Below are 13,204 nucleotides of genomic sequence, written 5' to 3'. Positions count from 1 at the left end.
TCTAAAGATTGTTCAAGACGGCTTGCCGACTGACCTGCGGATTTGAGTGACAAACCCATGCCAAAACGTACAGACATAAAAAGCATCCTGATTCTCGGCGCTGGCCCGATCGTGATCGGCCAGGCCTGCGAATTCGACTACTCCGGCGCCCAGGCCTGTAAAGCCCTGCGCGAGGAGGGCTACCGCGTCATCCTGGTGAACTCCAACCCGGCCACCATCATGACCGACCCGGACATGGCCGACGCCACCTACATCGAGCCGATCAAGTGGCAGACCGTTGCCAAGATCATCGAGAAGGAGCGTCCGGACGCGCTGCTGCCGACCATGGGCGGCCAGACTGCTCTGAACTGCGCACTGGACCTGGAGCGCGAAGGCGTCCTGGAAAAGTTCGGCGTAGAGATGATCGGCGCGAATGCCGACACCATCGACAAAGCAGAAGACCGTTCGCGCTTTGACAAGGCAATGAAATCCATCGGCTTGGACTGCCCGCGCTCGGGCATCGCCCACAGCATGGAAGAAGCTAACGCAGTGCTCGAGAAGCTGGGCTTTCCGTGCATCATCCGTCCGTCCTTCACCATGGGCGGCACTGGTGGCGGTATCGCTTACAACCGCGAAGAATTCGAAGAAATCTGCGCCCGTGGCCTGGACCTGTCGCCGACCAAAGAGCTGCTGATCGACGAATCCCTGATCGGTTGGAAAGAGTACGAGATGGAGGTTGTCCGCGATAAGAAGGACAACTGCATCATCGTCTGCTCCATTGAAAACTTTGACCCGATGGGCGTGCACACCGGTGACTCGATCACTGTTGCGCCGGCACAGACCCTGACGGACAAGGAATACCAGATCATGCGTAACGCCTCCTTGGCGGTATTGCGCGAGATCGGCGTGGAAACCGGTGGCTCCAACGTCCAGTTCGGCATCTGCCCGGACACGGGTCGCATGGTCGTCATCGAGATGAACCCGCGGGTATCCCGTTCCTCGGCGCTGGCCTCGAAAGCCACCGGTTTCCCGATCGCGCGTATCGCCGCCAAGCTGGCGATCGGCTACACCCTGGACGAGCTGCAGAACGAAATCACCGGTGGCGCTACCCCGGCTTCCTTCGAGCCGTCGATCGACTACGTCGTGACCAAGCTGCCACGCTTCGCCTTCGAGAAGTTCCCGAAAGCCGACGCGCGCCTGACCACTCAAATGAAGTCGGTGGGTGAAGTCATGGCCATCGGCCGGACTTTCCAGGAATCCCTGCAGAAAGCTCTGCGCGGCCTGGAAGTGGGCGTTTGCGGCCTGGACGAGAAGCTCGACCTGAGCAATCCAGAAAGCATGAGCATCCTCAAGCGCGAACTGACCGTGCCGGGCGCCGAGCGCATCTGGTATGTGGCTGACGCCTTCCGCGCCGGTCTGTCGGTCGAAGACATCTTCGGCATGAACATGATCGACCCGTGGTTCCTGGTGCAGATCGAAGATCTGATCAAAGAGGAAGAGAAGGTCAAGACCCTGGGTCTGGCCAGCATCGACCGCGACTTGATGTTCAAGCTCAAGCGCAAAGGCTTCTCCGACATGCGTCTGGCCAAGCTGCTGGGCGTAACCGAGAAAGCGCTGCGTCGTCACCGTCACAAGTTGGAGATCTTCCCGGTCTATAAGCGCGTTGATACCTGCGCAGCCGAGTTCGCCACCGACACCGCCTACATGTACTCGACTTACGAGGAAGAGTGCGAAGCCGCGCCTTCGGGCCGCGACAAGATCATGATCCTGGGCGGCGGTCCAAACCGTATCGGTCAGGGCATCGAGTTCGACTACTGCTGCGTACACGCGGCACTGGCCCTGCGCGAAGACGGTTACGAGACCATCATGGTCAACTGCAACCCGGAAACTGTTTCCACCGACTACGACACTTCCGATCGCTTGTACTTCGAACCAGTGACCTTGGAAGACGTGCTGGAAATCTGCCGGGTTGAGAAGCCTAAGGGTGTAATCGTCCAGTACGGCGGCCAGACCCCGCTGAAACTGGCGCGTGCCCTGGAAGAAGCCGGCGTGCCAATCATCGGCACCAGCCCGGACGCCATCGACCGTGCCGAAGACCGCGAGCGCTTCCAGCAAATGGTTGAGCGCCTGAACCTGCGTCAGCCGCCAAACGCCACCGTGCGCAGCGAAGACGAAGCCATTCGCGCAGCCAGCAAGATCGGCTACCCGCTGGTGGTGCGTCCGTCCTACGTGTTGGGCGGTCGTGCGATGGAAATTGTCTACGAAGAAGAAGAGCTCAAGCGCTACCTGCGTGATGCGGTGAAAGTGTCCAATGACAGCCCGGTGCTGCTCGACCACTTCCTCAACTGCGCCATCGAAATGGACGTGGACGCAGTCTGCGACGGCACTGACGTAGTGATCGGCGCGATCATGCAGCACATCGAACAGGCTGGCGTTCACTCCGGTGACTCCGCTTGCTCGCTGCCTCCGTACTCGCTGCCTGCGCACATCCAGGACGAGATGCGCGAACAGGTCAAGAAAATGGCCCTGGAACTGGGCGTGGTCGGCCTGATGAACGTACAGTTGGCGCTGCAAGGCGAAGACATCTACGTCATCGAAGTCAACCCGCGCGCTTCGCGTACCGTACCGTTTGTTTCCAAGTGCATCGGTGTGTCCCTGGCTATGATCGCTGCCCGCGTGATGGCCGGTAAGACCCTGAAGGAAATCGGCTTCACCAAGGAAATCATTCCGAACTTCTACAGCGTGAAAGAGGCGGTGTTCCCATTCGCCAAATTCCCTGGTGTGGACCCGATCCTGGGCCCAGAGATGAAGTCCACCGGTGAAGTGATGGGCGTGGGCGATACCTTCGGCGAGGCGTTTGCTAAAGCCCAAATGGGTGCCAGCGAAGTGCTGCCGACCGGCGGTACTGCGTTCATCAGCGTGCGCGATGACGATAAGCCGCTGGTTGCGGGCGTGGCCCGTGATTTGATCAACTTGGGCTTCGAAGTCGTGGCCACCGCCGGGACCGCCAAGCTGATCGAAGCTGCCGGCCTGAAAGTGCGTCGCGTGAACAAGGTGACGGAAGGCCGTCCGCACGTGGTCGACATGATCAAGAATGACGAAGTCACCCTGATCATCAACACCACCGAAGGTCGCCAGTCGATCGCGGACTCCTATTCCATTCGTCGTAACGCTTTGCAGCACAAGATCTACTGCACCACCACCATTGCTGCTGGCGAAGCCATCTGTGAAGCGCTCAAGTTCGGTCCGGAAAAGACCGTGCGTCGCTTGCAAGATCTACACGCAGGATTGAAGGCATGACCAAATACCCAATGACCGTCCAGGGCGCCAAGGCCCTGGAAGAGGAACACGCCCATCTGACCAAAGTCGTCCGCCCGAAGCTGAGCCAGGATATCGGCACCGCTCGCGAGCTGGGTGACTTGAAGGAAAATGCCGAATACCACGCTGCTCGCGAGCAGCAAGGTATGGTCGAGGCACGGATCCGTGACATCGAAGGCCGTATGCAGAATGCGGTAATCATCGACGTGACGACCATTCCACATACCGGCAAGGTGATTTTCGGCACCACCGTGGAAATCGCCAATGTCGAGACGGATGAGCGCGTTGTCTACCACATCGTGGGTGAAGACGAAGCTGACTTCAAACTCGGCAAGATCTCCGTTGGTTCTCCGCTCGCCCGCGCCTTGATTGCCAAGGAAGAGGGTGATGTGGTGGCTGTGAAAACGCCAAGCGGCGTGATCGAGTACGAGATTGTTGAAGTTCGTCACATCTGAAAGACGGCGCCCGCTCTATGCGGGCGCCATGCTTTGGCAGCTCTCCCAGATGCTTTGGGTAGGCGGCCTGTGGTTGTTGCACATCGGTGTGTTACCGGCGCTGGGCCTGATTGGCCTGGCACCGTTGCTGATCGATGAAATCGATGGATTGCTCAGTGCGTTGCTGGTGGGTTTCGCGGCGGCGTGCGTGACGCTCCAGGCGTTGGTGCTGGTCAAGGCCGAAGGCTTGGGGAGTTTGTGGCGGGATATTCGCGGGCAACTGCTGTTGATGGCGCTGTATGCGTGTGCAATGTATTGCATTGTGCATGTCTGGCTGCCGGAAGCGTTGCGCTGGCAGCTGTTCAGCTATCTCGTGCTAGGGTTCTCCGGCCTGGTGCTGGTTATACAGCCTGCACCAGGATGGAGTGGCGGGGCGCGCGAAGCACGCCCGTGACCCTTGTTGTTTACTTGAAGCGATGAACGTTCGACAGTTGCTTGTTGGCGCTGAAGTTCTTGCGATACAGCAGCGCCATCTTGCCGATGACCTGGACCAGGTCCGCTTTGCCCACCTTGCACAGTTCTGCAATGGCGGCCAGGCGCGCTTCGCGATCAAGGATGTTGACCTTGATCTTGATCAGTTCGTGATCGTTCAGTGCGCGTTCGAATTCGGCTAACACACCCTCAGTCAAACCGTTATCTGCCACAATCAAAACTGGTTTCAGATGGTGGCCAATGGATTTGTACTGTTTCTTCTGCTCTTGAGTGAGCGGCATAATCTGACCCCTGCGTCTGATCTTGTAAAAAGCGGCGGCCAGTTTACCCGAGCGAGTCCGGGACCGCCCAGTTAATCACGACCCGTTTTATTTTCGAGGTGGCCCGTGGCCCGTTCCAAAACCAGTCTTAAGTGGCTACAAGAACATTTCAACGATCCTTACGTCAAAAAGGCGCAAAAGGACGGCTACCGTTCCCGGGCCAGCTACAAGCTGTTGGAGATTCAGGACAAGGATAAGTTGATACGTCCCGGCATGAGCGTTATTGATCTGGGTGCAGCCCCTGGCGGGTGGTCCCAGGTGACCAGTCGTCTGATTGGTGGGCAGGGTCGCTTGATCGCTTCCGATATCCTGGAAATGGACAGTATCCCGGATGTGACCTTTGTTCATGGGGACTTCACCCAGGACGCCGTGCTCGCACAGATCCTTGAGGCTGTGGGAAATTCGCAGGTAGACCTTGTGATTTCCGACATGGCCCCCAATATGAGTGGATTACCGGCCGTTGATATGCCGCGCGCGATGTTCCTTTGTGAGCTCGCGCTGGATTTGGCGGGTCGGGTTCTGCGGCCTGGTGGTGATTTTCTGGTGAAGGTCTTCCAGGGCGAAGGTTTTGACGAGTACCACAAGAACATCCGCAAGTTGTTCGACAAGGTGCAAACGCGTAAGCCTGACTCTTCCCGCGACAGGTCGAGGGAGCAGTATTTGCTGTGCCGCGGCTTCCGCGGTGTTGAAGGTGCTGCGAGTGAAGAGCGTTTTTGAGAAATTCGAGGAGGGCGATAGGTTTTTTTATATCGCTTTCGTCACGAAGCTTTACGAATATTGTGTAGTCAAAGTTTCACAAAGGGTTACAGACGGCGCCTGCAAGAGTTGTAGGTAATGTAGTAAGTTAGGCCGGTGAATATCATGCGAAGCGCGCGCCAGTAGCGGAGCTTGCTTCAGAGGGTAGTTAATTGAACGATATGGCAAAGAATCTGATCCTGTGGTTGATCATCGCGGCTGTCCTTGTGACGGTGATGAACAACTTCTCCAGCCCTAACGAGCCGCAGACCCTCAACTATTCCGACTTCATCCAGCAAGTTAAGGATGGCAAGGTCGAGCGCGTAGCGGTTGATGGCTACGTGATTACCGGTAAGCGCGTCGATGGCGACAGCTTCAAGACCATTCGTCCGGCCATTCAGGACAACGGTCTGATCGGCGATCTGGTGGATAACAAGGTCGTTGTTGAGGGCAAGCAGCCTGAGCAGCAAAGCATCTGGACCCAACTTCTGGTGGCGAGCTTCCCGATTCTGGTGATCATCGCTGTGTTCATGTTCTTCATGCGCCAGATGCAAGGCGGTGCGGGAGGCAAGGGCGGGCCGATGAGCTTCGGCAAGAGCAAGGCGCGCCTGCTCTCCGAAGACCAGGTGAAAACCACCCTGGCTGACGTTGCCGGTTGCGACGAGGCCAAGGAGGAAGTGGGTGAGCTGGTCGAGTTCCTGCGCGATCCAGGCAAGTTCCAGCGCCTGGGTGGTCGTATTCCGCGCGGCGTGCTGATGGTCGGTCCTCCGGGTACTGGTAAAACCTTGCTGGCCAAGGCGATTGCCGGCGAAGCCAAGGTGCCGTTCTTCACTATTTCCGGTTCTGACTTCGTAGAGATGTTTGTTGGTGTCGGTGCAAGCCGTGTTCGCGACATGTTCGAACAAGCCAAGAAGCACGCGCCTTGCATCATCTTCATCGATGAAATCGACGCCGTTGGTCGCCATCGTGGTGCCGGCATGGGCGGTGGTCATGATGAGCGTGAGCAGACCCTCAACCAGTTGCTGGTTGAGATGGACGGCTTTGAAATGAATGACGGCATCATCGTCATCGCTGCAACCAACCGGCCTGACGTGCTGGACCCTGCGCTGCTGCGTCCTGGTCGTTTCGACCGTCAAGTCGTGGTCGGCTTGCCGGATATCCGTGGCCGCGAACAGATCCTGAAAGTACACATGCGCAAAGTGCCAATGGGTGATGATGTGGCTCCGGCCGTGATTGCCCGTGGTACTCCAGGTTTCTCCGGTGCTGACTTGGCTAACCTGGTCAACGAGGCTTCGCTGTTCGCTGCCCGTACCGGCAAGCGCATCGTTGAAATGAAAGAGTTCGAACTGGCGAAAGACAAGATCATGATGGGTGCCGAGCGCAAATCCATGGTCATGTCGGAAAAAGAGAAGCAGAACACTGCTTATCACGAAGCCGGTCACGCCATTGTCGGTCGCGTTGTGCCTGAGCACGACCCGGTCTACAAAGTGTCGATCATTCCTCGTGGTCGGGCGCTGGGTGTCACCATGTTCCTGCCGGAAGAGGATCGTTACAGCCTTTCCAAGCGCGCACTGATCAGCCAGATCTGCTCGCTGTACGGTGGCCGAATTGCTGAAGAGATGACGCTGGGCTTCGACGGTGTGACCACTGGCGCATCCAACGACATCATGCGTGCCAGCCAGATTGCACGGAACATGGTCACCAAGTGGGGCCTCTCTGAAAAACTCGGTCCTTTGATGTATGCCGAGGAAGAGGGCGAGGTATTCCTGGGGCGTGGCGGTGGTGGTCAAAGCGCCAGCTTCTCCGGTGAGACGGCTAAGCTGATCGACTCCGAGGTGCGCAGTATCATTGACCAATGCTACGGCACGGCCAAGCAGATCCTGACCGACAATCGCGACAAGCTGGATGCAATGGCTGATGCGCTGATGAAGTACGAGACCATTGATGCCGACCAGATTGACGACATCATGGCGGGTCGCGCACCGCGCGAGCCTCGCGATTGGGAAGGTGGTTCGGGTACTTCAGGCACTCCGCCTGTGGTTCAGAATGAGCGCCCTGAAACACCAATCGGCGGCCCGGCAGCTGACGTCTAAGGTTTGAAATGACTTCTGTTGTGTCCTCCACCCGGTTGCCTTGCGGCAGCCGGGTTCTTGATTTGGCCCATACACACGTTATGGGCATTCTTAATGTAACCCCCGACTCTTTTTCCGATGGTGGCCGCTTCAGCCAGCTTGATGCCGCGCTGCGTCACGCAGAGGCAATGGTGGCGGCAGGGGCAACCCTTATTGATGTCGGCGGTGAGTCTACTCGCCCCGGTGCTCGCGTAGTTTCTCCCCTGGAGGAGCTGGAGAGGGTGGCGCCCATCGTTGAGCGCATTTCCCGAGAGTTGGATGTGATCATCTCGGTTGATACGTCGACCCCTGCCGTGATGCGCGAGACTGCGCGCCTGGGCGCCGGGCTGATCAACGATGTACGCTCTCTTCAGCGAGATGGCGCATTGGATGCTGCCGCGGCTAGCGGTTTGCCGGTGTGTCTGATGCATATGCTGGGTGAGCCCGGCAATATGCAGGACAGTCCTCACTATGATGATCTTGTTGGTGAAGTGAGTGGTTTTCTCGCTGAGCGGATTGCTCAATGCGCTGCCGTAGGGATTGCGGCTGAAAAGATCATCCTCGATCCCGGCTTTGGCTTCGCTAAGACCCTGCAACACAATTTAAGCCTGTTCAAGCATATGGAATCCCTGCACGCACTTGGTCGGCCGCTGTTGGTCGGTGTTTCGCGCAAGAGCATGATCGGGCTGGCGCTGAATCGTCCGGTGGGCGAGCGGTTGTACGGTGGTCTTGCACTGGCAGCGCTCGCGATAACCAAGGGTGCACGCATCTTGCGCGTGCATGATGTCGCCCAGACCGTGGATGTGGTGCGTATGATTGCTGCGGTAGAATCAGCCGAATAAGAATGATGGAGCACTTATGACTAAAAAATACTTTGGCACCGACGGTATCCGTGGTCGGGTCGGCGAATTTCCAATTACCCCTGACTTCATGCTCAAGCTGGGTTGGGCGGCGGGTATGGCGTTCCGCAGTATGGGCGCGTGCCGCATCCTGGTCGGCAAGGACACCCGTATTTCGGGTTACATGTTTGAGTCCGCATTGGAAGCAGGTCTGTCCGCCGCGGGTGCCGATGTAATGCTGCTGGGGCCTATGCCGACGCCAGCGATCGCCTACCTGACGCGTACCTTTCACGCTGAAGCCGGTATCGTGATCAGTGCCTCGCACAACCCCCATGATGATAACGGCATCAAGTTCTTCTCGGGCCAGGGCACCAAGCTGCCGGACGAGATCGAGTTGATGATTGAAGAGCTGCTGGACGCGCCGATGACGGTGGTTGATTCCAGCAAGCTGGGCAAGGTGTCGCGAATCAACGACGCCTCTGGCCGCTATATCGAATTCTGCAAGAGCAGTGTGCCGAGCAGTACCAATTTCGCCGGCCTCAAAATTGTGGTCGACTGCGCTCATGGTGCTACCTACAAAGTAGCGCCCAGCGTATTCAAGGAATTGGGTGCGGACGTGACGGTTCTGTCGGCCCAGCCGAACGGCTTGAACATCAACGATAACTGCGGCTCTACTCATATGGGGCAGTTGCAGGCGGCCGTCCTTGCCGAGCATGCCGACTTGGGTATTGCCTTCGATGGTGATGGCGACCGCGTTCTGATGGTGGATCACACGGGTGCCATTGTTGATGGTGATGATCTGTTGTTCATCATTGCACGCGACCTGCATGAGCGTAACAAGCTGCAAGGCGGCGTTGTCGGCACACTGATGAGTAATTTGGGGCTTGAGCTGGCCTTGGCAGACCTGGGGATTCCATTCGTGCGCGCCAATGTCGGTGACCGCTATGTGATCGCCGAACTGCTTGAGCGTAATTGGCTGGTGGGTGGCGAGAATTCCGGGCACGTTGTCTGCTTCCAGCACACCACCACAGGCGATGCGATTATTGCTGCGCTGCAGGTACTGCTGTCATTGCGTCGTCGCGAAGAGAGCCTCGCCCAAGCGCGTCAGGCGCTGCGTAAATGTCCGCAAGTGCTGCTCAATGTGCGTTTTGCCGGTGGCGAAAACCCGATCGATCACCCTGCTGTCAAGGAGGCGTGCGAGCGCGTGACTCTGGCGATGGCGGGGCGTGGCCGTGTGTTGTTGCGCAAGTCCGGCACAGAGCCTCTGGTGCGCGTCATGGTTGAAGGTGACGACGAAACACAGGTTCGCGGCCATGCCGAAGACCTGGCAAAACTGGTAACTGAAGTTTGCGCCTGAATTCGGCTTGCCAGTGATGATGTGGTTGGGTAACATCTGCGCCCACTTTGACCGACGAGGTACAGCATGCGTCGCACTATGGTAGCTGGTAACTGGAAGATGCACGGTACCCGCGCCAGTGTCGCTGAGCTGATCAACGGCCTTCGTCACCTGGCCTTGCCTAGCGGTGTTGATGTTGCGGTTTTTCCACCTTGCCTGCATATCAACCAAGTGGTTGATGGCTTGAAAGGTAAGTCGATTCAGGTCGGCGCGCAGAACTCTGCGGTGGAACCGATGCAAGGTGCGTTGACCGGTGAGATTTCGCCGAGTCAGTTGGTCGATGCGGGTTGTTCCTATGTGCTTGTTGGGCACTCCGAACGCCGTCAGATGATGGGCGAGCGTGATGGGACACTCAACCGCAAGTTCGCCGCAGCACAGGCTTGTGGCTTGATTCCAGTGTTGTGCATAGGGGAAACCCTGGAGCAGCGCGAATCGGGCAAGACTCTTGAAGTTGTCTCGCGTCAGCTGGGCAGCATCATCGAGGAGCTGGGTGTTGGTGCGTTTGCAAAAGCGGTAATTGCTTACGAGCCGGTCTGGGCCATTGGTACCGGGCTGACTGCTACACCGCAACAGGCGCAGGATGTGCACGCAGCCATCCGCGCGCAGTTGGCGGCAGAGAATTCTGAAGTCGCACAAGGTGTGCGTCTTCTATACGGCGGCAGCGTGAAGGCGGCCAATGCGGTCGAACTGTTCGGCATGCCGGATATCGATGGGGGGCTCATTGGTGGAGCTTCCCTGAATGCAGATGAGTTCGGTGCGATTTGTCGCGCCGCGGGAAACTGAAAAAATGCTGGAAACAGTCGTAGTCGTTTTTCATCTGTTGGCTGCCTTGGGCGTAGTTGCCCTGGTTTTGCTGCAACAGGGTAAAGGTGCAGATGCTGGTGCGTCTTTCGGTGCAGGTGCTTCAAATACTGTATTCGGAAGCCAAGGTACCTCTACCTTTCTTAGTAAGTTTACTGCTATACTTGCCGCCGGTTTCTTCATAACCAGCTTAGGGTTAGGTTACTTTGCTAAAGAGAAAGCTCATGTGCTGACTCAAGTAGGTTTGCCAAACCCAGCAGTGTTGGAAGTACCAAAAGCAAAACCGGCTTCTGATGATGTCCCGGTGCTTCAAGAGCAAAAGTCGGCTACTCCAGCGACTGACGTGCCTCCAGCTCAAGAGCAGAAGTAAGAAGGTTGTAAACGCTGTATTGCCGAGGTGGTGGAATTGGTAGACACGCAACCTTGAGGTGGTTGTGCCCATAGGGTGTAGGGGTTCGAGTCCCCTTCTCGGTACCAATTATCAGGAAAGCCCGCTGTTGCGGGCTTTCTTGTAGGTGGAAGGTTACATTGACCCTGTTGGGGATCAGTCGTATACTTCCGCCCCAGCTTTGTCGCGGGGTGGAGCAGTCTGGTAGCTCGTCGGGCTCATAACCCGAAGGTCGTCGGTTCAAATCCGGCCCCCGCAACCAGTTTTAGCGGAGCCCCTTTTAAGGGGCTTTTTGTTAGCTGGACACTTTCAACGCCGCTGTTCGACGGCGTTTCAAGGATGGGCGTTTCGCCCATTTTTTTATTTTGCACAGCATGCACATACATGCACGAGGGGGTTCAGGTGTCGAGCAAGCTAGAAGAGTTGCAGGCCTTGCTGGCCCCGGTGGTCGTGGCCCTAGGCTATGAATGCTGGGGTATTGAGTTTTCGGCTCAAGGTCGCCACTCAATGTTGCGCGTTTATATCGATAAAGAGGGCGGCGTGCTGGTGGACGATTGTGCCATTGTCAGCCGTCAGATCAGCGGTGTGCTGGATGTTGAAGATCCAATTGCCGTTGAATACACCCTCGAAGTTTCCTCGCCAGGCATGGAACGCCCACTGTTCACTATTGATCAGTTTGCAAAATTTGCCGGTGAACAAGTGAAGATCAAGCTGCGATCCCCATTCGAAGGGCGACGCAATTTTCAGGGCCTTCTGCGCGGTGTAGAAGAGCAGGACGTTGTGGTGCAAGTGGAAGACCATGAGTTCCTGTTGCCGATCGATATGATCGACAAGGCCAACATTATTCCCAGTTTTGGCTGAGACGCGGATCCCGCGGATCCAATGGCTTGCGAAAGGCGAGGCGTACGATGAGCAAAGAAGTACTGCTGGTTGTTGAGTCGGTATCCAATGAAAAGGGCGTACCGGCAAACGTGATTTTTGAAGCGCTGGAGCTGGCCCTGGCCACTGCTACCAAAAAGCGTTTTGAAGACGAAGTAGATCTGCGTGTGGAAATCAACCGCCACACCGGTGCCTATGAGACTTTCCGTCGCTGGACGGTCGTCGAAGAAGCCGATCTTGATGATCCGGCCATCGAAACCTGGCCGAGCAAGGTTGCCGAAACGCACCCTGGCGCCAATGTCGGTGATGTCGTAGAAGAAAAGATCGAATCGATCGAGTTCGGCCGTATTGCTGCACAGACCGCCAAGCAGGTCATCGTGCAGAAGGTTCGCGAAGCCGAGCGCGCTCAAGTTGTTGACGCTTATCGCGAGCGCCTGGGTGAAATCATCTCCGGTACCGTGAAGAAAGTCACCCGCGACAACGTGATCGTTGACCTGGGCAACAACGCTGAAGCGTTGCTGGCCCGTGAAGACATCATCTCTCGCGAAACCTTCCGTGTCGGCGTGCGTCTGCGTGCGCTGCTCAAGGAAATCCGCACCGAGAACCGCGGCCCTCAGTTGATCCTGTCGCGTACCGCGCCGGAAATGCTGATCGAGCTGTTCCGTATCGAGGTGCCGGAAATTGCCGAAGGCCTGATCGAAGTCATGGCTGCGTCCCGCGACCCGGGTTCGCGCGCCAAGATCGCGGTCCGTTCCAAGGACAAGCGTATTGATCCGCAAGGTGCTTGCATTGGTATGCGCGGTTCGCGCGTCCAGGCAGTGTCTGGCGAATTGGGCGGTGAGCGTGTGGATATCGTGCTGTGGGACGATAACCCGGCTCAGTTCGTGATCAACGCAATGTCGCCGGCTGAAGTGGCGGCAATTATCGTTGACGAGGATGCCCATGCAATGGACATCGCCGTCGGCGCAGACAACCTGGCTCAGGCCATTGGTCGTGGTGGTCAGAACGTGCGTCTGGCCAGCCAACTGACCGGTTGGACCCTGAATGTGATGACCGAATCGGACATCCAGGCTAAGCAGCAAGCAGAAACCGGTGACATCCTGCGCAACTTTATCGAAGAGCTCGAAGTCGATGAAGACCTGGCACAGGTGCTGGTAGATGAAGGCTTCACCAGCCTGGAAGAGATTGCCTACGTACCGTTGGAAGAAATGCTCAACATCGACGGCTTTGACGAAGACACCGTCAACGAGCTTCGCGCTCGGGCCAAGGATCGTTTGTTGACTAAAGCCATCGCTACTGAGGAAAAGCTGGCAGACGCCCATCCGGCCGAAGACCTGCTCTCGCTTGAGGGTATGGACAAGGATTTGGCGATGGAACTGGCGGTGCGCGGCGTAATTACCCGCGAAGACCTGGCCGAGCAGTCTATTGACGATCTGCTCGACATCGACGGCATTGACGAAGATCGTGCCGGCAAGTTGATCATGGCCGCCCGAGCCCATTGGTTCGAGTAAC

At 57.2% G+C, this 13,204-nt stretch carries 12 protein-coding genes and 2 tRNA genes; 13 read left to right on the top strand and 1 reads right to left on the bottom strand.

Annotation, left to right across the window (positions count from 1 at the left end):
• Window positions 1-57: 57 nt before the first annotated feature.
• The 3 genes from carB to HU722_RS25110 are packed head-to-tail and all read left to right on the top strand — an operon-like array spanning window position 58 to window position 4,185.
• On the top strand, window positions 58-3,279 hold the full coding sequence (carB, locus tag HU722_RS25120; RefSeq protein ID WP_045060049.1) for a carbamoyl-phosphate synthase large subunit: 3,222 nt from the start codon (window positions 58-60) through the stop codon (window positions 3,277-3,279).
• The gene (gene greA / locus HU722_RS25115) at window positions 3,276-3,752 is read left to right on the top strand and encodes a transcription elongation factor GreA (protein ID WP_049711485.1); all 477 of its coding nucleotides are present in this window, start codon (window positions 3,276-3,278) and stop codon (window positions 3,750-3,752) included. Before carB ends, greA begins: the two co-directional genes overlap by 4 nt.
• Before the next feature lie 28 nt (window positions 3,753-3,780).
• Window positions 3,781-4,185, top strand: coding sequence for an MFS transporter (locus tag HU722_RS25110; protein WP_065875293.1), 405 nt, complete (start codon window positions 3,781-3,783; stop codon window positions 4,183-4,185).
• A gap of 10 nt (window positions 4,186-4,195) precedes the next feature.
• Here the strand turns inward: HU722_RS25110 and HU722_RS25105 are convergent, their stop codons facing one another.
• Entirely contained in the window at window positions 4,196-4,504 is a 309-nt protein-coding gene (locus HU722_RS25105) for a YhbY family RNA-binding protein (RefSeq protein ID WP_049711487.1), read from the bottom strand.
• A gap of 105 nt (window positions 4,505-4,609) precedes the next feature.
• Here HU722_RS25105 and rlmE point away from each other — a divergent pair, with 105 nt between their 5' ends.
• From rlmE to nusA, 10 genes are all read left to right on the top strand, one after another.
• Entirely contained in the window at window positions 4,610-5,260 is a 651-nt protein-coding gene (rlmE, locus tag HU722_RS25100) for a 23S rRNA (uridine(2552)-2'-O)-methyltransferase RlmE (RefSeq protein WP_032862906.1), read from the top strand.
• A 200-nt stretch (window positions 5,261-5,460) separates the two neighbouring features.
• On the top strand, window positions 5,461-7,371 hold the full coding sequence (ftsH, locus tag HU722_RS25095; protein ID WP_065875292.1) for an ATP-dependent zinc metalloprotease FtsH: 1,911 nt from the start codon (window positions 5,461-5,463) through the stop codon (window positions 7,369-7,371).
• Window positions 7,372-7,379: 8 nt separating this feature from the next.
• Complete coding sequence (gene folP / locus HU722_RS25090) at window positions 7,380-8,231, top strand: dihydropteroate synthase (RefSeq protein WP_065875291.1); 852 nt, start codon at window positions 7,380-7,382, stop codon at window positions 8,229-8,231.
• 16 nt (window positions 8,232-8,247) lie between these two features.
• Complete coding sequence (gene glmM, locus HU722_RS25085) at window positions 8,248-9,585, top strand: phosphoglucosamine mutase (protein WP_065875290.1); 1,338 nt, start codon at window positions 8,248-8,250, stop codon at window positions 9,583-9,585.
• Window positions 9,586-9,651: 66 nt separating this feature from the next.
• The gene (gene tpiA / locus HU722_RS25080; RefSeq protein WP_003194193.1) at window positions 9,652-10,407 is read left to right on the top strand and encodes a triose-phosphate isomerase; all 756 of its coding nucleotides are present in this window, start codon (window positions 9,652-9,654) and stop codon (window positions 10,405-10,407) included.
• Between the two features lie 4 nt (window positions 10,408-10,411).
• Window positions 10,412-10,795 carry a preprotein translocase subunit SecG gene (gene secG, locus HU722_RS25075; RefSeq protein ID WP_083207073.1) on the top strand — a complete coding sequence of 128 codons (384 nt, stop codon included), beginning with the start codon at window positions 10,412-10,414 and terminating at the stop codon, window positions 10,793-10,795.
• A 21-nt stretch (window positions 10,796-10,816) separates the two neighbouring features.
• Window positions 10,817-10,902, top strand: a tRNA-Leu gene (locus HU722_RS25070).
• Window positions 10,903-10,998: 96 nt separating this feature from the next.
• Window positions 10,999-11,075 (top strand) — tRNA-Met (locus HU722_RS25065).
• A 140-nt stretch (window positions 11,076-11,215) separates the two neighbouring features.
• Window positions 11,216-11,674: a ribosome maturation factor RimP gene (rimP, locus tag HU722_RS25060; RefSeq protein WP_049713475.1), complete on the top strand. Its 459-nt coding sequence runs from the start codon at window positions 11,216-11,218 to the stop codon at window positions 11,672-11,674.
• A 47-nt stretch (window positions 11,675-11,721) separates the two neighbouring features.
• Window positions 11,722-13,203: a transcription termination factor NusA gene (gene nusA / locus HU722_RS25055; RefSeq protein ID WP_049711491.1), complete on the top strand. Its 1,482-nt coding sequence runs from the start codon at window positions 11,722-11,724 to the stop codon at window positions 13,201-13,203.
• Window position 13,204 lies beyond the last annotated feature (1 nt).

The sequence above is a fragment of the Pseudomonas tritici genome, assembly GCF_014268275.3.
Classification (GTDB): domain Bacteria; phylum Pseudomonadota; class Gammaproteobacteria; order Pseudomonadales; family Pseudomonadaceae; genus Aquipseudomonas; species Aquipseudomonas tritici.
Note: the sequence above shows the minus strand (reverse complement) of the source record. Positions and strands in the feature narration are given on the sequence as shown.